This is a genomic window from Parapusillimonas granuli (genome assembly GCF_013416525.1).
Classification (GTDB): domain Bacteria; phylum Pseudomonadota; class Gammaproteobacteria; order Burkholderiales; family Burkholderiaceae_B; genus Parapusillimonas; species Parapusillimonas granuli.
The window spans coordinates 16441-37832 of record NZ_JACCEM010000007.1; the positions used below are offsets into that span (position 1 = coordinate 16441).

At 63.3% G+C, this 21392-nt stretch carries 20 protein-coding genes; 9 read left to right on the forward strand and 11 right to left on the reverse strand.

Annotated elements, in window-relative coordinates; all coding sequences use genetic code 11:
* Window positions 1-10: 10 nt before the first annotated feature.
* The 9 genes from dmpG to H0A72_RS13620 all read right to left on the reverse strand — a co-directional run bounded on the left by dmpG (window position 11) and on the right by H0A72_RS13620 (window position 8684).
* Complete coding sequence (dmpG, locus tag H0A72_RS13580) at window positions 11-1030, reverse strand: 4-hydroxy-2-oxovalerate aldolase (RefSeq protein ID WP_180156191.1); 1020 nt, start codon at window positions 1028-1030, stop codon at window positions 11-13.
* Window positions 1031-1069: 39 nt separating this feature from the next.
* Window positions 1070-2011, reverse strand: a complete 942-nt coding sequence (locus tag H0A72_RS13585; RefSeq protein WP_180156192.1) for an acetaldehyde dehydrogenase (acetylating) — start codon at window positions 2009-2011, stop codon at window positions 1070-1072.
* Window positions 2012-2074: 63 nt separating this feature from the next.
* Window positions 2075-2857: a 2-keto-4-pentenoate hydratase gene (gene mhpD / locus H0A72_RS13590; protein ID WP_180156194.1), complete on the reverse strand. Its 783-nt coding sequence runs from the start codon at window positions 2855-2857 to the stop codon at window positions 2075-2077.
* Window positions 2858-2887: 30 nt separating this feature from the next.
* Window positions 2888-3829, reverse strand: a complete 942-nt coding sequence (locus H0A72_RS13595; RefSeq protein ID WP_180156196.1) for a 3-carboxyethylcatechol 2,3-dioxygenase — start codon at window positions 3827-3829, stop codon at window positions 2888-2890.
* On the reverse strand, window positions 3826-4785 hold the full coding sequence (locus H0A72_RS13600) for a PDR/VanB family oxidoreductase (RefSeq protein ID WP_180156198.1): 960 nt from the start codon (window positions 4783-4785) through the stop codon (window positions 3826-3828). The genes H0A72_RS13595 and H0A72_RS13600 overlap by 4 nt, the downstream gene beginning before the upstream one ends.
* Window positions 4786-4787: 2 nt before the next feature.
* A complete protein-coding gene (locus H0A72_RS13605) occupies window positions 4788-5822 on the reverse strand; it encodes an alcohol dehydrogenase catalytic domain-containing protein (RefSeq protein ID WP_180156200.1) in 1035 nt (344 codons plus the stop codon).
* 20 nt (window positions 5823-5842) lie between these two features.
* Entirely contained in the window at window positions 5843-6826 is a 984-nt protein-coding gene (locus tag H0A72_RS13610; RefSeq protein ID WP_180156202.1) for a tripartite tricarboxylate transporter substrate binding protein, read from the reverse strand.
* An 86-nt stretch (window positions 6827-6912) separates the two neighbouring features.
* The gene (locus tag H0A72_RS13615) at window positions 6913-7398 is read right to left on the reverse strand and encodes an aromatic-ring-hydroxylating dioxygenase subunit beta (RefSeq protein WP_180156204.1); all 486 of its coding nucleotides are present in this window, start codon (window positions 7396-7398) and stop codon (window positions 6913-6915) included.
* Window positions 7399-7418: 20 nt separating this feature from the next.
* Window positions 7419-8684, reverse strand: a complete 1266-nt coding sequence (locus H0A72_RS13620) for an aromatic ring-hydroxylating oxygenase subunit alpha (protein WP_180156206.1) — start codon at window positions 8682-8684, stop codon at window positions 7419-7421.
* Window positions 8685-8923: 239 nt separating this feature from the next.
* Here H0A72_RS13620 and H0A72_RS13625 point away from each other — a divergent pair, with 239 nt between their 5' ends.
* From H0A72_RS13625 to H0A72_RS13640, 4 genes are read left to right on the forward strand one after another with little or no spacing between them, the layout of a single operon-like run.
* Entirely contained in the window at window positions 8924-9661 is a 738-nt protein-coding gene (locus H0A72_RS13625; protein ID WP_180156208.1) for a GntR family transcriptional regulator, read from the forward strand.
* 15 nt (window positions 9662-9676) lie between these two features.
* Window positions 9677-10528: a sulfite exporter TauE/SafE family protein gene (locus H0A72_RS13630; protein ID WP_180156210.1), complete on the forward strand. Its 852-nt coding sequence runs from the start codon at window positions 9677-9679 to the stop codon at window positions 10526-10528.
* The gene (locus H0A72_RS13635; RefSeq protein ID WP_180156212.1) at window positions 10525-10836 is read left to right on the forward strand and encodes a DUF1634 domain-containing protein; all 312 of its coding nucleotides are present in this window, start codon (window positions 10525-10527) and stop codon (window positions 10834-10836) included. Before H0A72_RS13630 ends, H0A72_RS13635 begins: the two co-directional genes overlap by 4 nt.
* The gene (locus H0A72_RS13640; RefSeq protein WP_180156213.1) at window positions 10833-11153 is read left to right on the forward strand and encodes a hypothetical protein; all 321 of its coding nucleotides are present in this window, start codon (window positions 10833-10835) and stop codon (window positions 11151-11153) included. The genes H0A72_RS13635 and H0A72_RS13640 overlap by 4 nt, the downstream gene beginning before the upstream one ends.
* Before the next feature lie 247 nt (window positions 11154-11400).
* Here H0A72_RS13640 and H0A72_RS13645 read toward each other — a convergent pair whose 3' ends face one another.
* Window positions 11401-12615 (reverse strand): IS4 family transposase, encoded by a 1215-nt coding sequence (locus H0A72_RS13645; RefSeq protein ID WP_180156215.1) that lies wholly within the window; start codon window positions 12613-12615, stop codon window positions 11401-11403.
* Window positions 12616-12953: 338 nt separating this feature from the next.
* On the opposite strand from H0A72_RS13645, the gene H0A72_RS13650 reads away from it, so the two are divergent.
* From H0A72_RS13650 to H0A72_RS13665, 4 genes are all read left to right on the forward strand, one after another.
* Complete coding sequence (locus tag H0A72_RS13650) at window positions 12954-14504, forward strand: methyl-accepting chemotaxis protein (protein WP_246436811.1); 1551 nt, start codon at window positions 12954-12956, stop codon at window positions 14502-14504.
* Between the two features lie 117 nt (window positions 14505-14621).
* Entirely contained in the window at window positions 14622-15887 is a 1266-nt protein-coding gene (locus tag H0A72_RS13655) for an EAL and HDOD domain-containing protein (protein WP_180156219.1), read from the forward strand.
* 71 nt (window positions 15888-15958) lie between these two features.
* The gene (locus H0A72_RS13660; RefSeq protein ID WP_180156221.1) at window positions 15959-17614 is read left to right on the forward strand and encodes a methyl-accepting chemotaxis protein; all 1656 of its coding nucleotides are present in this window, start codon (window positions 15959-15961) and stop codon (window positions 17612-17614) included.
* Between the two features lie 127 nt (window positions 17615-17741).
* A complete protein-coding gene (locus tag H0A72_RS13665; protein ID WP_180156223.1) occupies window positions 17742-18524 on the forward strand; it encodes a DUF72 domain-containing protein in 783 nt (260 codons plus the stop codon).
* A gap of 48 nt (window positions 18525-18572) precedes the next feature.
* Here H0A72_RS13665 and H0A72_RS13670 read toward each other — a convergent pair whose 3' ends face one another.
* Window positions 18573-19883: a hypothetical protein gene (locus H0A72_RS13670; protein WP_180156225.1), complete on the reverse strand. Its 1311-nt coding sequence runs from the start codon at window positions 19881-19883 to the stop codon at window positions 18573-18575.
* Between the two features lie 272 nt (window positions 19884-20155).
* Here H0A72_RS13670 and H0A72_RS13675 point away from each other — a divergent pair, with 272 nt between their 5' ends.
* Window positions 20156-21361, forward strand: a complete 1206-nt coding sequence (locus H0A72_RS13675) for a nitronate monooxygenase (protein ID WP_180156227.1) — start codon at window positions 20156-20158, stop codon at window positions 21359-21361.
* Window positions 21362-21392: the final 31 nt, after the last annotated feature.

A 21392-nucleotide genomic window follows, 5' to 3' on the forward strand; every position in this document is an offset into this window, starting at 1 on the left:
CGATTGGGGTTCAAGCGTCCTGGCGCTGCCTGAGCAGATCGAGCGCGACGTCCACGATCATGTCCTCCTGCCCGCCGACCATGCGGCGGCGGCCGAGCTCGACCAGAATGTCCACGGTCGGCAATTGGTACTTTTGTGCCGCCGCTTCGGCATGGCGAAGAAAGGAGCTGTATACGCCCGCGTAGCCCAAGGCAAGGGTTTCCCGGTCGACGCGGACAGGGCGGTCTTGCAGAGGGCGCACGATGTCGTCCGCCGCGTCCATCAATCGATATAGATCGGTGCCATGATGCCAGCCGAGGCGCTCCGCCGCGGCAATGAAGACTTCCAGTGGGGCATTGCCGGCGCCGGCGCCCATGCCGGCCAGCGATGCATCGATCCGTATCGCCCCCGCTTGCACCGCTGCGATCGAATTGGCGACGCCCAGGCTCAAATTATGGTGCGCATGAATACCGATCGCCGTCTCGGGCTGCAGGACGTCGCGAAGCGCCCGTACCCGCGCCGAGACGTCGTCCATGTTCATGGCGCCGCCCGAGTCCACCACATAGCAAACGGTCGCGCCGTAGCTCTCCATGAGTTGCGCTTGCCGAGCCAGGCCTTCGGGGCTGTTCATGTGGCTCATCATCAGGAATCCGACGGCCTCCATGCCGAGTTCCCTCGCATAGGAGATATGCTGCCTGGAGACGTCGGCTTCCGTGCAATGGGTGGCGACACGGACGACGCGCGCTCCGGCGCCATAAGCCGCCTTCAAGTCATGCACGGTGCCGATGCCGGGGATGAGCAAGGTGGCGATCCTGGCATGCCGAACGACGTCGGCGACGGCCTCGATCCACTCCAGATCGGTATGCGCGCCGAACCCATAGTTGAAGCTCGAACCCTGCAGGCCGTCGCCATGGGCCACTTCAATGGAATCGACTTTTGCGCCGTCCAGGGCCTCGGCGATCCGGCGCACGTCGGCGACGCTGTATTGATGGCGGATGGCATGGCTGCCATCACGTAAGGTCACGTCTGAAATATACAGTTTGGTGCTCATGGCTGTTCTTCCCGAAATATTCTTGTGAACCGGCCCGACTCAGGCGGTGGCGGCGAAGCCGTCTACGCGCGAAGCCATGCGCTCCGCCGTGCGCAAGGCGGCGCTGGTCATGATGTCCAGGTTTCCCGCATAGGCCGGCAGGTAGTGGGCGGCTCCTTCGACTTCAAGAAAAACCGAGGTTTTCAGCCCTGACAAGCGGCCTACGCCGGGCACGTTGAGGTCCTTGACCCGATCGAATTGCACCGGCTGCTTCAGGCGATAACCAGGCACGTATTCCTGCACGGCCGCCACCATGTCGCGTATGGACTTGGCGATGGTGTCTTCGTCGGCGACGTCGCTCAGCACATACACCGTGTCGCGCATGATGAGGGGCGGCTCGGCGGGATTCAAAATGATGATGGCTTTTCCTTTCGTTGCGCCGCCTATGCTTTGCAGGGCGGCCGAGGTCGTTTCCGTGAATTCGTCAATGTTGGCGCGCGTACCCGGCCCGGCCGACCTGGATGAGATCGAGGCGACGATTTCACCGTAGTGCACCCGGGCGATACGCGATACGGCGGCAACGATGGGGATGGTCGCCTGACCGCCGCACGTAACCATATTGACATTGGGCGCATCCGGGTGCCGGTCGCCATTGACGACGGGTACGCAGTAAGGCCCGATGGCGGCGGGCGTCAGGTCCACCATGCGAATGTGCGGCTTGGCCTGGCGGAGCAAGGCGTCGTTCTTGACATGCGCGCCCGCACTGGTGGCGTCGAACACGAGGTCTATATCAGCGAACGCAGGCAGCCGCAGCAAGCCCTCCACGGATTCATGGGTCGTCGCCACGCCTAGACGTGTGGCCCTTGCCAGTCCATCGGACCCGGGGTCGATGCCCACCATGGCGCCCATTTCGATGTTTCGCCCATGGCGCAGGATTTTTATCATCAAGTCTGTGCCGATATTGCCGCTGCCGATGATGGCGGCCTTGAGTTTCTTGCTCATATGATCTCTCTGTGTGAAGGAGGCATGCGTGCGCAGCAGCCGGGGCCGCGAGATGCGCGCGATTCAGAACTGCGCGCGTACCGATCCGACGCCTGTGATCGTGGCTTCGAAGAGCTCGCCGGCGGCCACCGGCGCCATGGGGCCCAGCGCGCCGGTCAGCACCAGATCGCCCGCCCGCAGAGGCTGTCCCAGCGAGGCGAGCTTGCGGGCCAGCCATGCGGCGGCGTTGAGCGGATGGCCGAGGCAGGCGGCGCCCGAGCCTTGGGATACCGTCTCACCGTTGCGAGTCATTTGCATGGCGCATGACTTGAGATCCAGTCCATTCAGCTTGGTGGGGACCGCAGCCACGACGACCAGCCCGCTCGAGGCATTGTCGGCCACCGTGTCGATAAAGCGGATGTTCCAGTCGGCAATGCGGCTGCTCACGATTTCGATGGCGGGCAGCACGTAGTCGACGGCATTGATGACGTCGATCAACGTTGCATCAGCAAGACAGAGGTCGCGTCCGAGAACGAGCGCGATCTCGGCTTCAGCCTTGGGCTGTAGAGTGCGAGCCAGCGGAATCGGTTCGTCGTCACCGAAAACCATGTCCGCGAACAGCGTGCCAAAGTCCGGTTGATCCACCCCCAGCTGCTTCTGAACGGCCAATGACGTCAGGCCGATCTTGCGGCCGATGATGCGGCGGCCGTTCGCGACGGCGTGCTGGACGTTGCATAGCTGTACGGCATATGCCGCCGCAGCGTCGGGGATCTCGTTGCGCAAGGGCGGAATCGGCTTTTGGCTGGTCTCGGCCCGGCGCAATGCTTCCGCCCAAATCCGAACTTGTTGTGGGGTTGCAGTGGTCATTTCATTTTCCTGATTCATTGTTGCCGCGCATCAGTGCATGAACAGTACGCCGTAGCCGGCGATCAGTTCCGGAATCGCTTGATAATGGCGAATGCCCGTCGTGGCCGCCTCAGCCGTCGCGGCGCGGGCGATCAGCCACGTTTTGGATTCATGCGCCGATAGGCCTGCGTCATGTTCGATCGAATCTTCGGATAAGGCTTCGAGCGCACCCAGATTGCACTGTTCTATTGCATCCAGCCATTGCCTGTCCCATTCGGGAGCCAAGGGCTTCATTCCAGAATCGCCGGCCGCGAGCGCCATGCCGGCGGCCATGACGCGTCGAGTTTTGGCATCCGCTTCGTCTCGCGTCGGCGTGCGTTTGACGGTTATGCGTTCGCGCACCGCCTCGTCCGGATGTTCCAGAGTCGGAACGGGAGGTTCGTGTGATAGTCCGCCGGAGCCGATCACCAATATGCGTTGCGGCAGCGTATCGAGCCAGCGGCCGATGCTCGCACCCAATTGCCTGCAGCGAGTGAGCCGCGGTATGCCGGGTTTGGCGACGGCATTCATGAACAACGGGATGACCGGAGGCGTATCGATGCCGTCCCACATGAACTGGAGGGCCTGAGCAAACCCATGGTCGACTTGCATGCGGCGCGAAATCGCTACATCGAAGCCACTGTCCATGAGATGCCGGCCCAGGGAAAGCGCCTGCTCTTCGGGCACGTTCAACGGCCCGGAAGGCGTCAGATAGTCGCCTACCGAGCTTGCCCGTGTTCCCAGACAGAATGGAGGCATGAGTTCATTGAAGAAGCCGTTGTAGTGGTCGGGACCGATCAGAATGATCAGCTCGGGGTCAAAGGCTTGAACCAGTTGACGCGTGTCGCGGATGGCGCCGCTGAGCCGCTGTCCGGTCTCGCCGGGTAGCGGGTTCAAGCCAAACAGGGGGGAGTGGGACATGCCCAGGAATGCGCGTCGTGCCATATCGTTCATAGGTCCAGGACAAGCTTTCGGGTCTTGGCGCCCGAGCAGCAGATCATCATGGTGGTGTTCCCCGCCTGTTCTTCGGGCGTGAGCACGGAGTCTCGATGATCGGCTTCGCCACTGATGATGCGCGTCTCGCAACTGCCACAGATGCCTTCGCGGCAAGATGTCTGTACGTTGATGCCGGCACGCGTGACGACGTCGAGGATGGATTGGCCGGGCGCCACTTCGAGCGCCTTCCCGCTGCGCGCGAGCTCCACCACGAAGCCGTCGCCGAGGGCGGCTTCAGTCTTGGCGGAAAAGTATTCGACATGCGACCGTGCTCGCATGTCGGCCGTCGCCGCCTCGAAGGCCTGGAGCATGCCCTTGGGCCCGCAACAATAAAGATGCGTGCCGGGCGGACGCGTCCGTACCAGTTGCGGGATATCCAGCGGTTTTCCACCAGGCAGCTGATCGAAATGGCAGTGCAGGGTGTTGCCGCCGCTATCCGCCATTGCTTGCAGCTCTGGAACGAACGCCGCGTGGTCCGGCGTGCGCGCGCAGTAATGGATTTCCCAGGGCTTGCCCAGGGAGGTGAGGCGGCGGGCCATGGCGATGAACGGCGTGATGCCGATGCCGCCGGCGATGAAGCAGCTGCCGGGCGCTTCCTCATGCAAAGGAAAATGGTTGCGCAGTCCGGTTACCGTTAGCACATCGCCTTCGTTCAGCGCTTCATGCATGTAGCGTGAGCCGCCCATGCCCGTCGGGGAGTGATGCACGGCGATCTGATAGTGCGAGGTCTCACCAGGCGCATTGAGCAAGGAGTAGCAGCGGGCCATTCCGTTGGGCAGCAGCAGCTCTATGTGGGCGCCGGCATCGAAATCGGGTAGCGGCCGGGCGTCAGGGTCGACAAGGGTGAACAGGCGTATGTCTCGCGCCACGTACTGGGTCGACAGGATGCGTAAGGCGGATGGATGATGGTTCATAGTCAGGCACACATGATCAGCGGCTTGATTGCCTTGCCTGCCGCAATCAGTTCGAACGCCCGCGCCCCTTCGGCAAGAGGGACGCGATGGCTGATGATCGGGCTTAGGTCGATCTTGTTCCCATAGACCAGTGGCGCGGCCGCTTCCCAGGTCGTCCAGAGCCGGCGGCCGTGGATGTTGTGGATCGTGGGCCGGCCTTTGCGCCACATGCCGAAATCAAAGTCCATGGCACCGCTTGGCGTCGCGCACCAGCGCACTTCCCCCAGCGCGCCCGCCATCGAAAAACAGTTGAGAACGCCTTGAGGATTGCCGGTGTATTCGAAAACGACGTCGGCGCCTTCTCCACCGGTCAGTTTGCGCAAGACCTCGTTGGGGGACTGCGTGAGCGGGTCGACGACGACGTCCGCGCCGAGCCTTTCCGCGATAGAGCGGCGCAGCGCGTTCGGATCGACGGCAACGACACGGTGGGCGCCGAAGCATCGTGCAACCGCAATATTCATCAGTCCTATGGGACCGCAGCCGTTGATGACCACAGTCTGAGCTGATACGCCCGAACCTTCCAGCGTCGCATGCACGGCGATGCCCAAGGGTTCCAATAGGGCGGCCATTTCGGGATCCGCTCCCGCCGGGTTGACCCACGCGATGGAAGCGGGCACGGTCACATACTCCGCGAAAGTCCCGTCGATATCGATGCCGGGATACCGCGTATCGGGGCAGACATGCGCTCGTCCGGTGCGGCAGGCTTTGCAATGCCAACATGGAATGTGGCTCTCGAGGCTGACCAAGTCTCGTTCACGAATGTGGCGGACCCCGGCTCCCAGCTGAACCACGGTGCCGCACATTTCATGGCCGAGCGTGGTGGGCAGCTTTAGCCGTTGCGCGTAGGCGCCATGGCCGTGGTAGATCTGCATGTCTGTTCCGCATACTCCCGCGCTGTGCACCTTCAGCAGGATTTCGCCCTCGGCCGGCGCGCGAGGTTCGCAATGGCGTATGGCCAGGCCGCCGGCGCCCGCCGTGATTTTGCTCAGAGCCCGCATGACACTCACTCCTTCGACGTTTATTGCGGTTCGATGCCGGCGTGTTTGGCCGTCTCCACCCAGCGTTCCGATTCATACTTGATCAATTCGGCGAATGCTTCGGGCGAGGATGAGGTGGCCAACAGGCCCAGGGCCTGGAAACGCTCCTGTACTTCCGGGCGCGCCAGCACTTCGCCGACGTCCGCGGCGATCTTCCTGCGGACGTCTTCCGGCACGCCCGCGGGCGCCATGAGGCCAAACCAGAAATCGGCATGGAAGCCCGGTGCGCCGCTTTCGTCAGCCGATGGAATTTGCGGCGCGATGGGCGAGCGTTCTTTGGCAGGAATGCCCAGGGCCTTGATGCGGCCGGACTCCAGGAAGGGTTTTGCGCCGACGAGCGTGGTCAATGCCACCTGCACTTCGCCCGCAATCAGCGCGTTCAAGACCAGTGCTTCGCCTCGGTAGTTGACGTTCTCCGGAGTGACCCCGTTCTTCAGGGCAAAATCTTCGAATGCAAGTCGGGATGCGCTGCCGAATGCGCCGTGGAAAACCGTGTCGGGATTCTTGCGCGCATACTCGACGAATTCAGCCATGTCGTTGACGGGCACTTTCGGATTCACTGAAAGCACATAGTCGCCTTTGGCAAATTGAGCGATGGGAGTCAGATCCGTGTGAGGGTCGAAACCGGGATTCTTCAGGAACAGTTTGATGGTTCCGATCGATACGGGAGTCACCAGCAGCGTATGGCCATCGCTTTTTGCATTGGCTACGGTCAATGCGCCTATGGATCCGCTGGCCCCGGGTTTGTTTTCTATGACGACGGATCGGCCCCATTTCTGAGCCAGCAATTCACCAAGAATGCGTGAAGCGGTGTCGGAGGACCCTCCCGGCGAGAACGGCACCACGAGCGTGACCGTTTGCGTCGGGAAACCGGCCTGTGCAATGGCCGGCAGCGCCAGCGCGGCCGAGGCGGCGAGCAGGGCCTTGCCTGCCCAGGAACAGAATGCTTGTTTAAGAGTGATCATTGCTTCTATTGGGATATCGAAAATGGTGGGGATGGTCCGGCAGCGTTTGGCTGCCGGCACGCATGGGTTTGATTCGGGCGATGGGGTCAGATGAGAAAGGACAGGCCGACGATGGGCTGGTAGCGATTCAAGAGAACGATCTTCTTCTGGTGAATCTTCCATTCGCCTTGGTCGCGCCGCGCATGCATCGTGCAATGCCCCGGATACACGCGCATCTCGCCCAAGCCGCGTTGACGCCAGTCGCCCGCGCGCATTTCCGTCAAGTGCAAGCAGAAACGGGCGGTTGCGGTGGAGTCGCCATCCTGCTGGATCCGGATGTTCGTTACCATGCGCATCGTCAGGGACCGCGGGTTCTGCGCAACGCGGCCCTGGTTGAGTATCTGCTCGACGCGCATGGCCAGGCGGATGCGGTTGTCGTAGATGATGGAGGAGTCTTTGAGCGGATCGGCGTGCTCGTCGATCGGAATCCAGTAGCTGGCATCTTCGGTATAAAGCGAGAGCCAGTCGTCCAGCTTTCCGTCGTCCAGCAATTCGGCTTCACGCAGAATCAGTGCTTCGATTGGATGTGTCATCTTGGTTTCCTGGATAGATCTCAAGCCTGGCCGCCCATCATGGACCGCCATTTGCGCCAGAAAGCGCGCTGGGGCACTTCGTCGCTATAAACGCCTATACGTTCCCCATCGGATTTGATTTCCTCGTGCTTCAAGCCTCGGCTCAAGGTGATCCAATCGAAGCCGACGGCGTTCAAGGCATGCTGGCCGCCGGCAAATACGTCGATGTCGTCCGCCGACAGAATCCCGGCCGTGCCCACGCGAGTCTGAGCGTCCAGCATTCGATTGCTGTTGATTTCATCGTGCGCACCCTCGATCATCAAGGGGTATGAATACACTTCCGTCCGATCATGGCTGATGGGCTGAATGACGCGGATATTGAAATCGAAAATGACGAGATTCGGGAAAATCAAAAACTGGCGATTGGTCAGGATCTCGGCTGCGGCCTCAGCGCCATGGAGCGCCTTGAGTTTGTCGTTGTAGGCCTGGCGCACGGCGGGGTCGATGCCGCCTGACTCCAAGGGGGCGCCGGCTTCCAGCGTGCCGTGTCCTTCCGGATAGCCGCGGGTATAGCCGCCGGGCCGCACCGCAACGTCCACCGCCCGGTTCTCAAACGATCCGTCAAACTTCCGTACCGTATTGAAAGCCGACCGGTGCACAAAGCCCGGATGGTAGCCGTCGCAGACGTTCTCCGTCTGAAACTTCCAATTGCCCGCATAGCCGTACTTGTGCGAGGTGGCGACGCGATAGGCACCGCCGGCCGTACGCTTCAGCCAGATGTCGATGTGCTGCTTGACGCCGCCCAAGAAGGTCTCGAGGTCCTCGACGTCCGGATTGAACGATCCGAAGACCAGGCCGCCATAGGAAGCGATGCGCGGCACCGCTTTCAGATGCTTGTCGGCTTTGTCGAAGCAGTCGGGATAACGAGCTTCGTCCGGAATGCCGATGAGCTCGCCTGATGGACGAAACGACCATCCGTGGTATGGGCAGACGAAGGCGCGTGTGTTGCCTGTTTCTTCACGGCACAAAGTGGCGCCGCGATGGGTACAGACATTGAGAACGGCGTGGATGGCGCCGTCGCGGCCCTTCGAAACTATGACCGGGCGAGTGCCGATTTGGGTGGACTTGAAGTCCCCGGGGTTGGCTAGTTCGCTCTCATGGCAGAGATAGACCCATGTACCGTAAAAAATTCGCTCGAGTTCCTGCTCGAAGATATCTTCGCCGCGATACGCGGATGTGGACACTCGGAATTCCTCTGGTTGGTCATCGACCAGGGCATGCATGGTGTCTGGCGTTAAAGTGCTCATACTGTTCTCCTTGCTGACGGATCACATGCTATGAGCCGACTTGATCTGGATCAATGATTTCGTGAGATAGGGTGCACTTTGTGCACGGACGCGATGCCGAAGCACGGGACGCCGAAATCTTGGGAAAAGCGCGGCGAGGCCTGACAGGCGCCAATCCGCCCGCATGCCATGCAAGACATAAGGAAATCCATCGCAACCCAAGCCTTGACATAGTGACATCATGATGTCACTATGTTCATATGGAACATGACCATAGTCCCCTATACGCGAAAGTCGAAGCGGCGCTGGCGTCCGACATCTCCTCCGGCCTGCTCCCTCCGGGCGGCCAGCTCCCGCCCGAAGACCAGCTGATCCAGCGCTTCGGCGTCAGCCGCACGACCATCCGCAAGGCGATCGAAAACCTCGTGTCAGGCGGATGGGTCGAAATCCGCCGCGGCAAAGGCACTTTCGTCGCCCAGCGCAGGATCACCCAGGAACTGACCGAACTGACCGGCTTCGTCGAAGACATGCAGGCGCTGGGCCGCACGCCGACGGCCCGCTTGCTGGACAAGCGGCTCGTCCCCGCCGATGCCGAGGTGGCCCGGCGGCTGGCGATGCCGCCCGGCGGCATGGTGATGCGGATCCAGCGCGTCAGGCTGGCCGACGGTGTCGCCGTGTCCTTCGACGAAACCTATCTGCCGCGCGAAATCGGTGAAAAAGTCGCCGCCCACGACCTGGACGCCGAGCCGATTTTTTCGCTGCTCGAAGACAAATACGAATCCCCGCTCACCGAGGCCGAGTACCGGCTCGAAGCGGTCACCGCCGCGCCGGAGGTGGCGCGGGCCCTGGCCGTCAGCCCGGGCAGCGCGATCTTCCTGATCGAGCGCACCTCGTACACCGAAGGGCATCGTCCCATCGACTACGAAAAACTGCATTATCGCGGCGATCTGATCAGCTTCGTCACGCGCCTGGCGCGGCGTCCGCGCAAGCGCCCATAAGGCAAAGGCGAAGCAATGGACGCCTTATGGCTCTTCATGGCCGCCTTTGGCGCCAGCGCATTGGGCGGTGTGCTGGGCATGGCCAGCGGCATTTTCATCGTCCCCATCCTCACGCTGTTTTTCGGTGTCGGCATCCATGTGGCGATCGGCGCCAGCATCGTGTCGGTCATCGCCTGTTCCTGCGGCAGCGCGGCCCCGTTCCTGAAAAGCCGCTTGACCAACGTCCGCCTTGCCATCGTCCTGGAGACCGCCACCACGCTCGGCGCGCTGACCGGCGTGTTCCTCATTGGCATCGTCTCCACACCGGTTCTGTATGGCCTGTTTGCGGCCATTCTGGCGGTGTCGGCGCAGCAGATGCTGGCGCGGCGGCGCGAGGCGGCGGCCACGGACGCTCCGGACCCGAAGAGCTGGGCCACGGCCTTGCGCCTGCATTCCAGCTTCCCAGACCGTGTGTCGGGGCGCGAACTGCCTTACCATGTGCGCCGCCTGCCGCTGGGCATGGCGCTGATGTACGCGGCGGGGCTGGTCTCCGCATTGCTGGGAATCGGCTCGGGCGTCCTGAAGATTCCCGCGATGGACACCGCCTTGCGGCTGCCCATCAAGGTGTCCTCGGCCACGTCGAATTTCATGATAGGCGTGACGGCGGCCGCCAGCGCGGGCGCTTATTTCGTGCGCGGCGACATCGACATCGGCATTGCCGGCCCGATCGCCGTCGGCTCGGTGGTCGGCGCGCTTGCCGGTGCGCGCTTGTTGATGGGGCTGCCGGCCGACAAGCTGCGCATCTTCTTCGTGGCCGTTCTCGCCGTGCTGGCCGTCCAGATGTTCCTGAGCGCCGTCGGCATCCAGGTTCCTGGAGGGGGGAAATGAAAGCGCGGGAAAATATTCTCGAGCGGCAAGAGGGCGTCATTGCTGGGCTGCTCTGGTACGGAACATGGTTCGCCTGCGCGCTGATCGCCGCGGGCATGCTGATGGCGGCCGCCGAGCCGCTGCCGGTGGCGCTGCCGCTGGGCGGGTTCGACGTGGTGCAGGCCGGCGTGGCGGCGCTCATTCTGCTGCCGGTCTTGCGGGTGGCGCTGATGCTGGCCATTTTCCTGCGCGAGCGCGATTACGCCTACGCGGTGATCGCGGGGCTGGTGCTGGCCATCATCGCGGCCGGCGTCGTCATCGAGTCGTGACGGCGACGAACCGCCCGGTTCCCAACGTCACCAGCGCGGCATGCGAGGCCTGGGCGAATCCCCAGGTGCTCCCGCCGCGAGACGCCGAGGCGCCTGGTTGCATAATACTGATTTATCGTAGTACGATCCAAGTAAAAGCGATTTTGAGTGTCTTGGAGTCTGGCACGGTTCAGGTCCAGGACGCCGTCATTGCCATGGACCAGACGTTCGTCATTGCCATGGACCAGACGTTCGTCATTGCCGAGGTTTTGGTTTCGATGTGCGGGTGCAATAAAAAATTAATTCGACTTCGCGGTTTTTTCTATTTTTCGTTGTAAAAAAACAACATAATTTAACGTTAATGCGATGTGCGTATGCTTTGAAATACGGCACTGAGCGATAGATATGTAGCTAAATGTTGTTTAGTTAAAAACATTTTGCGTTAAATATTTCCTGCGTGGGCCTTTTCCAGGATTTTTGTTCTCACATACATGGCGCTTTCAGGTTGTTGTCACGCCATGGCTACCCGGTTTCCGTCAGGGCGGTCGCAGAACTCGCCCTTTCGGAAGACGAGCCGAAACACCTTTACCCCCCGAACTCCGACACTCCCCGCTGCGTCTCAGGCGGCGTGACCTTGTGGGGCAGCAATTGCCGGAGGATATGGATGGTGTGCGTGAACGACAACTCCTTGCACTCCCGCCCGGCCTCCTCGGCGGTGCGCGTCATCAGTTTCCGGATCACCGCATGCGCAATGAGCAGCGCGTAGAACTCCTGGCGTACCAGTTCCGCTTTCTTGCTGCGTAGCACCATGCCATCGGAGAGCAGCGTCTTCATCTCCGCTATCGCCACCTCGATGGGCAGGCGCCGATGATACAGGGCGATAAGTTCCTCCGCGGGCGCCTCGCCGGCGTCCAGCCAATTCGTCATCAGCCGATGCGTCCGTCCGTCGGTGTCCAGGCGGTATTCGATCACGCGCACCACGATGCCGTCGTCCCGCAGCCTGGCTTCCGGCGACTCATAGATCTTGCTCAGATATGAATCGTCCGGCAGCGACTCGTGCGCAAGAAAGACATGGCTGTCACAGGCCCGGAACAACAGCCTCGCGCCGTTGGCCTGCGCGCGCCGCCATAGCGCGAAATCCGTGAAGCCGCAATCGGCGATGACGATCATTTCCCCCGTCGCCGCTTCCAGCACCTCGCCGGCCAGCGCCCGTTCGCTGGTTCCATGCGGGCCCAGGCGCGCGCCCAGCAGGATGTGCGTGCCGCATTCGGCCAGCGCGCAAAAGCGCAATTGTGGAAATGCCGGCGTTCCGGGCGTGGCGTCCGGGTAACCGAAGTAGGCCGCGTTATCGGGCGCATTGTGCATGTCCAGCGTGCAAGCGACCAGCCCCATGATGCGCAGCCCCCGGTACCAGCAGCCCGCCATCCGTACCGGGCCGACCGGCTGGACCTGCGAACGGTACAGGGTTTCGAATACGTCCGCACCCACCCGGACGCGCGCCGACGAGATGGCGCCCTTGGTGACGGCCACGTCGCGGATCTGGTCGCCATAGACGCGGCGCAGTCCCTCGATCACGATGTGCAGCACTTCCTCGTAAGCCGTCTCGCGATACAGGCACAGGCAGATCACGTAGTACACCAACACTTCGTGTGGCAGGCCCCGCCGCCGGCGGCTGTGCCGGCCATGTTTGTCCAGGGCTTCGCGGACTCTGGAAAGCGGGCAGGCCAGCGTCAGGTTACCCAGCATCAGGTAATCGGCCAGCCGCGCCTGCGTCCTCGTCCTCGCCTTCATTATTGCCATCAACCACCACTCCATTGCTATAGATTTTCAGAGCGGGCGGAACCTTTTTTAATTAAACAAAACAGTTCCTTGTCCCCTTTGTTTTTGCAGAGCCAAATGCGTGTTCATATTAACCAAAACGATTAAAATGAATCGAACTGAAACAGGCGCACGACGGAAACGATTCAAGGAGCTTTATGTCACTGATTGCCCGGCGCGATAGCGCAACTGGTTCCCATTCTGCCCCCCCTCTCAAAAAAGCAGGGGGGGTTTTTACATATCACGGCATCTGGGCTCCCGGAGTCAGGCTGTTTCGCCAGCTCTCCTTTGCGGCCAAGTCGGCCATCATCGTGGTGGCCATGGTGCTGCCTCTGCTGGTGTTGCTGGGCTGGCAGCTCGTCGCCCGGCACGATGAAGCCACGCAGGCGCGCGTCGGCGCAACCCGGCAACTGGTCGAAGTCGCCCACACCCTGCTGGTGTCGCACCACGCTCAGGAAGCCTCGGGCGCCTTAACGCGGGCGCAGGCGCAGGAACAGGCGCTGCGTGAAATCGCCCAGCTGCGCTACGACGGGGTGGAGTATTTCTGGGTCAACGACATGCATCCGCGCATGGTCATGCACCCCACGAATCCCGCGCTCAACGGGCAGGACCTGACCAACTACAAAGACCCGCACGGCTTCGCCCTGTTCAACGCGATGGTGGACGTCGTCCGCAAGGACGGCCAAGGCACCGTAAGCTATCAGTGGCCCCGGCCGGGCGGCGACGTGCCGGTGGACAAGGTGTCTTTCGTCAAGTCCTTCGAACCCTGGGGCTGGGTCATCGGCTCCGGCGTCTACGCCGACGACATCCGCGCGGCGGCCATGCGGCGCCTGATGTGGAACGGCGGCATCGTGGCGATTTCGCTGTTGCTGCTCGCCTATCTGTTCCTGTCCTTCTACCGCGTGATGCAAGGCGGCCTGCTCGAAACCCGGCGCCACTTGCGCGCCATGAAAGACGGCGACCTCACGACGACTCCCGCGCCCTGGGGCAAGGACGAGCCGGCCGAACTCATGCTCGAACTGGCCAGCATGCAGACCTCGCTGCGCGACATGGTGGCCCGCGTGCGCGGCGCGAGCGACAACATCCTGTATTCCACCGGGGAAATCAATCGCGCGGCGGTGGATCTCGCCGCCCGCACGCAGGACTCGGCCAGCAACATCCAGCAGACCGCGGCCGCCATGGAGCAGATCCGCGCAACGGTCTACAACACCTCCGAGAACACCATAGAAGGCGCGCAGGTCGTCGACAAGAGCGCCAAGGCGGCGGGCGAAAGCGCGCAGGTGATGCGCGAAATGGCCGTCAGGATGAAAGAGATCCGTGCGTCGTCGAGCAAGATCAGCGACATCATCAACACCATCGACGCCATCGCCTTCCAGACCAACATCCTGTCGCTCAATGCGGCCGTCGAAGCGGCCAGGACGGGCGAGCACGGCCGCGGCTTCGCCGTGGTGGCCAGCGAAGTCCGCTCGCTTGCGCACCACAGCGCCAATGCGGCGAGCGAAATCAAGAAGCTGATCACCGAGAGCGTCCAGCAGATCGAAGCGGGCGCCAAAACGGCGAGCGAGGCCGGGGCCGCCATCGAAGACGTCCTGACTTCGTCGCAGCGCGCCAACGATCTGCTCAGCGAGATCGCCAACGGCGCCCGCGAGCAAAGCGTGGGCGTCGACGAGATCGGCAAGGCGGTGCAGCACCTGGATGGCATGACGCAGGACAACGCCGCCATGGTGCAGCAAACGGTTTCCGCCACCGACGCCATGCGGGAACTGGCCGAGCGGCTGGCCAACGAGGTCGCCCGCTTCCGCCTGCCGGAGCCCACCCAGGCCAATGCCGGCGTCCACAGGCGCCAGACCTTCGACGTGATCGAGGTGTAGGGGATCAAGATCCGCCTCAGGGCGCCCGCCCCGCATCGTTTTGCGGGCCGCGGGGCTCGCCCGGCCTGCGCCGCGCAGGCATTGACTGGGACTTTTCTTGATACAAGGGATCTAACCATGACAGCGTATTCCACATCGGATCGGAGCGACTCCGGCCTCATGCAGGAATCGTTGCCACTGCAGAACTACTGCATTGCCATGCAGCCCATCTGCGACGGCGATCTGAAGCACGTGGGCGATGAACTGCTCTATCGCGACAGCGCGACGGCCACTTTTGCGAACGTGGCCGACGACCAGGCGGTGGTCGCGACGGCGCGGGTCTACCATATCGCCTTCTATGAAATCGGCATCGAGCGCCTGGTGGGCAAGCGGCGGATGTTCGTCAACGCGCCGCGCGACATGCTGCTCAAGCCCGAGCTCCTGCCGTCGAACCCGGACCAGCTGGTCATTGAAGTCCTGGAGGACGTCGCCGGCGATCCCGAAGTGGTGGAGTCGCTCCGGCGGATACGCTCGCGGGGTTTCGACGTGGCGCTGGACGATTTCGTGCTCACCCCCGAAACCGAGCCGTTGCTGGAAGTGGCCACCATCGTCAAGGTCGACATGCTGCAGCCCTTCGACGAGCCGGCCGTCGCCCGGTACAAGCGGATGGGCCTGCGGCTCATGGCCGAGAAAGTCGAGGACTTCGACTCCTTCGAACGCTTGCGGGCCATGGGCTTCGAGCTCTTTCAGGGGTATTTCTATGCGCGGCCCGAAACCCAGAAGACGCTGTCCAATACGCGCAACAACAACCACGCCGCGCTGATGCGGCTGGTGTCGGCGCTGTACCGATGCAACACCGATTTCAAGGAAATCGAACGCATCATCGCCCAGGACGCCGCGCTGACCTTCCTGCTTTTGAAGTACGCCAACTCGGCCCGCTTTCATTATCGGGGCAAGATCGAAACGATCTTCCAGGTGCTGCTGGCGCTGGGCTTGAAGCCGGTGCGCAACATGGCGATCACCATGCTGATCGCGAACAACGGCCCGGCCAGCAAGCTGCTGCTGTCCCGCGCGCTGACCCGGGCGGACATGTGCGAACGGCTGGCCAAGCCGTCCATGCTGGGCGCCGAATCGGCGTTTCTCGCCGGGCTGCTGTCCATGATGGGGCCCTTGCTGGGCAAGCCGCTGCCGGAGCTCATGAAGGACCTGTCGCTTTCCGCCGACCTCATCGACGCCGTCCTGACGCGCGGCGGCCCGCTGGGCGTGCTGCTCAAGGACGTCGAGGCCTTCGAGAACGCCAACACGGCGGGCTGGACGCCCGAGCGCGTCGAGACCTTCAACCGCACCTGGATGAAAAGCCAAGTCTGGACGACGGAGATTCTTTCGATGGTCGATGCGGTATGACGGGCCCGGCTGCCGTTTCAGCGGCGGCCGGGGGCGGGCAAGTTTCTTTTCTTTTAAGGTGTCGAGGCATCATGCGGTTCAACTTCCGTTTCAACGATTCAAGTCTTACGCGCCGTGTCTGGGCGGTCATGAGCGTCTATGGCCTGGCATTGCTGCTGATCATGGCGGCATCGGGCTGGGGCCTGTTCCAGGCGCGGTCCAGCTTGTCCAATCTGCACGACGAGCGGATGATGACGGCCGAGCAGGTCAACAGCCTGATGCAGGAGTTCTACGACAGCCGCCTGAACATCCTGCTGGGCTTTCAGCACAATCCGCAAAGCGAGCTTTATTCCCTGCACGGGCACGAGCTGTCCTTGCACACTTCGGTCGTCCGGAAGAACGAAGAGGCATGGAAGCAGCACAAGCAGGCGCTCGAGTCCCGCGACCTCGACGCCCGTGAGGCCGAGCTGCTGAAGACGCTCGATCAGCATCAGAACGCCTGGCTGGCCAAGGCGCGCGAAGCCGTGGTCCGCCTGGAGGCGTCGGACTTCAGCCCGCCTTCCATGCAGGAGTTCCTGGTGGCGGGCCGTACCGAAGGCGACGCCTTGCTGAAGTCGCTGACCGCCCTGCGCCAGTATCAAAGCGTCATGGCGGATCAGGCCGTTGCCGCGGCCGAACAGCGCTTCGAAGCGGCCGTGGTCGCATTCGGCCTGATCCTGCTGCTGGTCGTGCTGCCCGGCATGATGCTGATGCTCTATACGATGCGGCGGCTCAGCCGCGGCTTCCGCCGCGCCGTGCGTTCCGCCCAGGCGATCGCCGCCGGCGACCTGGCGTATATGGACCACGACGATGCCGGCGACGAGATCGGCAAGCTGATCACCCAGATGCGGCACATGCGGGACAATCTCAACAGCCTGATCGGGCGCATCGTCGCCGGTTCGGATTCCATCGCCCAAGCCGCCGACACCGTGGCGGCGGGCACGCAAGACCTTTCCGCGCGCACCGAGCAGCAGGCGGCGGCGCTGGAACAGACGTCGGCGGCCACGGAAGAGCTGAACAGCACGGTGCACCAGAACGCCGACAATGCCAGCGAAGTCGACCGCATGGCGATCGCCACGTCCCAGATGGCGGAGCGCGGCGGCACGGTCACCGACAATGCCGTCAAGACCATGGAGACCATCCGCCAGGCGTCCGAAAAAATCGGCGACATCGTCAACATCATCGACGGCATCGCCTTCCAGACCAACATCCTGGCGCTCAACGCCGCGGTCGAGGCCGCGCGCGCGGGCGAAGCCGGCAAGGGCTTTGCGGTGGTGGCCAGCGAAGTGCGCGCGCTGGCGCAGCGCAGCGCCGGCGCGGCCCATGAAATCAAGCACGTCATCCAGGAATCGGTCGACGGCATCCGCAACGGTTCCGAGCAGGTGTCGCAAGTCGGCGTGGCCATGGGCGAAATCGTCGAGAGCTTCCGCCACATGACGGCGCTGATCGGCGAGATCGCCAGCGCGAGCAAGGAACAGGCCATCGGCCTGAGGCAGATCAACGAGGCGGTCAACCATATGGACGGCACCACCCAGCGCAATGCCATGCTGGTCGAAAGCACTTTGCGCACTTCGGAGCTGCTGCAAAGCCAGGCGGCCGACTTCCGCGCCCTGGTATCCACTTTCCGCCTGTCGGCCGAACTCGCGGCTCCGTTCCATGCGGACGAGCCCAGAGTGTTCGATTCCCCGGCCATTGCCTTGGGCCGCTGAGCCCCGCCGCAGCGCCGCGCGGCGCAGCCGCAAGTGATATGCTTGTCGGCTGCAGCCATGGCCGGCGCGTCGCCACGACGGCGGCTTTCGCCTGTCGGCCCGGCGCTGCGCAGCGTGGGGGAAGCCCGTGGCCAAGCCGATTCGTCAAGCGCAGGATCCCAAGGCGGCGCCCGTGTATGTGGGGTGCGCCGGCTGGGGGCTGTCTTCCAGGGTGGCGGCCCATTTTCCCGGCCAGGGCAGCCATCTGGAACGCTACGCCCGGGTGTTTTCAGCGGTCGAGATCAATTCCTCGTTCTACCGCCCTCATCAGCCCAAGACCTACGCCCGTTGGGCGGCCAGTGTGCCCGAGGCCTTCCGGTTCAGCGTCAAGGCGCCGCGCGCCGTCACGCATGAGCTCAGGCTGCGCGCGGCGGATGCCGCCATGGGCGCCTTCCTGGACCAGGCCGCCGCGCTGGGCGGCAAGCTCGGCTGCCTGCTGCTGCAGCTTCCGCCCAGCCTGGCGCTGAACGCGGCCGAAGTCGCCGGCTTCTTTTCCATGCTGCGCGCGCGGACGGGCGTGCATGTGGTTTGCGAGCCGCGCCATGCGAGCTGGTTCACGCCGGCCGGCGCGGCGCTGATGAAAGACTTCGGCATCGCCTGGGTCCATGCGCACCCCTTGCCGGTTCCAGGCGTGGAACCCGCGGGCGATTCCCCTGCGCTTTATATCCGGCTGCACGGCGCGCCGCATGTCTATCATTCGGACTACAGCGACGAATTCATCGATGCCGTGGCCGGCCGGATTGCGGCCGCCCACGCGGCGGGCCGGCAAGCCTGGTGTATTTTCGACAATACGGCGCTCGGCCATGCCGTGCCGAACGCATTGGCGCTGACGATGCGGCTGGCCGCCATGGGGTTGTGGCCCCCGTCTTGATGCCGGGGCGCCGCCGTTCGGCGCCTACTTGTTTAGTGCCGGCAGGCCCTAAGCGCGGCTTGCCAGGGCGCGGGCGATGTTCTTGAGCGCGCGCCGGTAGAAGAGCAGGGCGCGCGCCATGTTCACCCCCAGCCACAGCGCGGAAGCGGCGAGCAGCAGGCCGGCGGGCCGGGCGAGGGCGGCCGGCCACAGGCTGGCGGCCACCAGCGCCGCCACCGCGGCCAGGTGGACCCAATACTGGGGCAGCGCCACGTCGTCGGGAAGAATCTGCTTGACCTTGGGCACTTCGCGCAAGGCCACGTCCAGGTCCCGCTGGGCGTTGTACCACAGCAGGAAGGGCAGGATCTTGTACAGCATGCCGTTGACGGCGCTCCAGGCGAAACCCACGATGAACAGCACACCCAGCGTCACGGCGAGGTCTGCGCCCGTGATGATCTGCGCCAGCCAGACGGGGAAGCAGGCCCCCAGACTGAAGACCGCGGTATGCCAGAACCGGGTGGTGGTGTCGGCTTCCGGGCGTTTCCGGGTCCACAGCAAGCGGAAAGTGGCATAGGCGTAGGCGCCATAGGCGAGCAGCAGCAGGATGGCCAGCGTATAGCCGATCTCGATGCCGCCCAGTGGATCGCGCAGCATGTTGGCGGCCAGGGCCAGCAGCAGGACGAACACCACGATCGCCAGCCAGCGCGTCAGCGTCTTGGGGTAGAGCTCGGTCACCTGGAACATGGGAATCACCTGATAGGACATGCCCATGACCAGCAGCCCTACCCAGCCGAGCAGGCCCCAGGCGCTGTGCAGGTCGGTGAACAGGCGCGACACCGGCACCGGCCAGACGAAGCCGGCCGCCAGCAGCAGCCCCATGACGACGGTGACCAGCAGGGCGGCCAAAGCCAGCCGCGTCGCCACCAGTATTTCGGCCGAACCCTTGGTGGCCTGGCGGCGGTCGCGCCACAGCCCGCAGAAGCCCGCGACGAGCAGCCAGGCGAAAGCGCCGCCCAGCAGCGGGATCGCCAGCCGGAAGAACAAGGGATGGACCGTCAGAAAGCCCGCCGCCAGGCTGAGCGTGCCCGAAGTCAGCAGCAAGTGCGTGGCGGCGGCGGTGAGGCGCGGCGCCGGCATGCGGATGCCGGTCGCGACCGGCAGAATCTGCATCATGGCGCCAAGCATGGCGCTGGCGAGCACTCCCAGGGTGAACAGATGCGTCAGGGCCAGCGCGTGGCCGGTCCAGCGCGAACCCAGCGCGCTGGGGCCCGCCCACAGCAGCAGCAGCGCCGCGAGCAGCACGAACAATGGCGTATTGATGAGGAAACGCAGGGGAACGCCCAAAGGGGGCGAGTTGCTGAAGGATAATGCGCGCTGCATGGATTCTTGCTGGTTCCTGATGAGGGCCGGCGGCGGGCGTGGATGGATCGCGCCCGGGCCGCCGATGTGAACATATATGCCGCAGCCCGGCCTTGCGTGAATAACCCCATGGCCGGGGACGTTTTCCCGGGAAGTGTGGCTTGCGCGCACCTGCCCCGGGGAGCCGCCAAAAAAGCGCATGATCCTTGACATTTATTAAGGAATCGTGCGCATTATGGCTGCATAGTGCTCGCTAGGCTAAAAGCCCCCAATCTTTACCAAGGACATCGATTGTGTTGCACACCGTACTAGAAAGACTCAAGCTCAAGGGCAAATCTCTGCTGCCCATTGTACAGGGGGGGATGGGTGTCGGCGTGTCCGCCCACCGCCTGGCCGGCACGGTGGCCTCGTTCGATGCCATGGGTACGATATCGAGCGTCGATCTGCGCCGCCATCACCCCGACCTCATGGTGGAAACCGGTCGTTCGCGCGACCGGGCGCTCATCGACAAGACCAACCTCGTCGCGCTCGACCGTGAAGTGAAGGCCGCGAAAGACATGGCCAAGGGCAAGGGGCTGATCGCGGTGAACGTCATGCGCGCCGTCTCCGAATATGCTTCGTATGTGCGCCAGTCCTGCGAGAGCGGGGCCGACGCGGTCGTCGTGGGCGCGGGTCTGCCGCTGGACCTGCCCGAACTCACCGCCGATTTTCCCAAGGTCGCCATCATCCCCATCTTGTCCGACGTGCGCGGCATCAGCCTGGTCCTGAAGAAATGGATGCGCAAGAACCGCCTGCCCGACGCCATCGTGATCGAGAATCCGAAATACGCGGCGGGCCATCTGGGCGCCCCCACGGCCGATGCGGTGGACAACCCCAACTTCGCCTTTTCCAACGTGCTCGAAGGCGCGCGCCAGCTGTTCAAGGACCTGGGGCTGGAAAAGGAAAGCATTCCGCTGATCACGGCCGGCGGCATCCATAGCCACGAGCAGGTGAAGCAGTTGCTGGGCATGGGCGCCAGCGCCGTGCAGCTGGGCTCGCCTTTCGCGGTGACGGAGGAGGGCGACGCCCACCCCAATTTCAAGAAAGTGCTGGTCGAAGCCAAGCCGGAAGACATCGTGACGTTCATGAGCGTGGCGGGCCTGCCCGCACGGGCGGTGCGCACGCCGTGGCTGGAAGCTTATCTGGAAAAAGAGGAAAAGCTCCAGCGCGCCGCGAAGCAGCGTCCTTGCACGGTGGGTTTCGATTGCCTGGTGTCCTGCGGCTTGCGCGATGGCATTGCGAAGCACGGCCAGTTCTGCATCGATACGCGTCTGGCGTTCGCGCTGGCGGGCGACATCAAGCGGGGGCTGTTCTTCCGTGGCTCTGAGAAGCTGCCTTTCGGCAATGCGATCCGGCCGGTGCGGGAGCTGATCGAATACATGTTGACGGGCATCCGTCCTGTGCTGGCGGCCGTGGCTTCTCCTACCGTTCGTTCCCAGCACGATCTCGTTCCTGCGTGATTGCGTGACCTTGGCTTGATGCGGCGTTGGG

Excerpts from the sequence above, each read along its gene's own strand:
- dmpG (WP_180156191.1), bottom strand. The coding sequence starts at position 1,030 with ATGAGCACCAAACTGTATATTTCAGACGTGACCTTACGTGATGGCAGC.
- H0A72_RS13585 (WP_180156192.1), bottom strand. The coding sequence starts at position 2,011 with ATGAGCAAGAAACTCAAGGCCGCCATCATCGGCAGCGGCAATATCGGC.
- mhpD (WP_180156194.1), bottom strand. The coding sequence starts at position 2,857 with ATGACCACTGCAACCCCACAACAAGTTCGGATTTGGGCGGAAGCATTG.
- H0A72_RS13595 (WP_180156196.1), bottom strand. The coding sequence starts at position 3,829 with ATGAACGATATGGCACGACGCGCATTCCTGGGCATGTCCCACTCCCCC.
- H0A72_RS13600 (WP_180156198.1), bottom strand. The coding sequence starts at position 4,785 with ATGAACCATCATCCATCCGCCTTACGCATCCTGTCGACCCAGTACGTG.
- H0A72_RS13605 (WP_180156200.1), bottom strand. The coding sequence starts at position 5,822 with ATGCGGGCTCTGAGCAAAATCACGGCGGGCGCCGGCGGCCTGGCCATA.
- H0A72_RS13610 (WP_180156202.1), bottom strand. The coding sequence starts at position 6,826 with ATGATCACTCTTAAACAAGCATTCTGTTCCTGGGCAGGCAAGGCCCTG.
- H0A72_RS13615 (WP_180156204.1), bottom strand. The coding sequence starts at position 7,398 with ATGACACATCCAATCGAAGCACTGATTCTGCGTGAAGCCGAATTGCTG.
- H0A72_RS13620 (WP_180156206.1), bottom strand. The coding sequence starts at position 8,684 with ATGAGCACTTTAACGCCAGACACCATGCATGCCCTGGTCGATGACCAA.
- H0A72_RS13625 (WP_180156208.1), top strand. The coding sequence starts at position 8,924 with ATGGAACATGACCATAGTCCCCTATACGCGAAAGTCGAAGCGGCGCTG.
- H0A72_RS13630 (WP_180156210.1), top strand. The coding sequence starts at position 9,677 with ATGGACGCCTTATGGCTCTTCATGGCCGCCTTTGGCGCCAGCGCATTG.
- H0A72_RS13635 (WP_180156212.1), top strand. The coding sequence starts at position 10,525 with ATGAAAGCGCGGGAAAATATTCTCGAGCGGCAAGAGGGCGTCATTGCT.
- H0A72_RS13645 (WP_180156215.1), bottom strand. The coding sequence starts at position 12,615 with ATGGCAATAATGAAGGCGAGGACGAGGACGCAGGCGCGGCTGGCCGAT.
- H0A72_RS13650 (WP_246436811.1), top strand. The coding sequence starts at position 12,954 with ATGGTGCTGCCTCTGCTGGTGTTGCTGGGCTGGCAGCTCGTCGCCCGG.
- H0A72_RS13655 (WP_180156219.1), top strand. The coding sequence starts at position 14,622 with ATGACAGCGTATTCCACATCGGATCGGAGCGACTCCGGCCTCATGCAG.
- H0A72_RS13660 (WP_180156221.1), top strand. The coding sequence starts at position 15,959 with ATGCGGTTCAACTTCCGTTTCAACGATTCAAGTCTTACGCGCCGTGTC.
- H0A72_RS13670 (WP_180156225.1), bottom strand. The coding sequence starts at position 19,883 with ATGCAGCGCGCATTATCCTTCAGCAACTCGCCCCCTTTGGGCGTTCCC.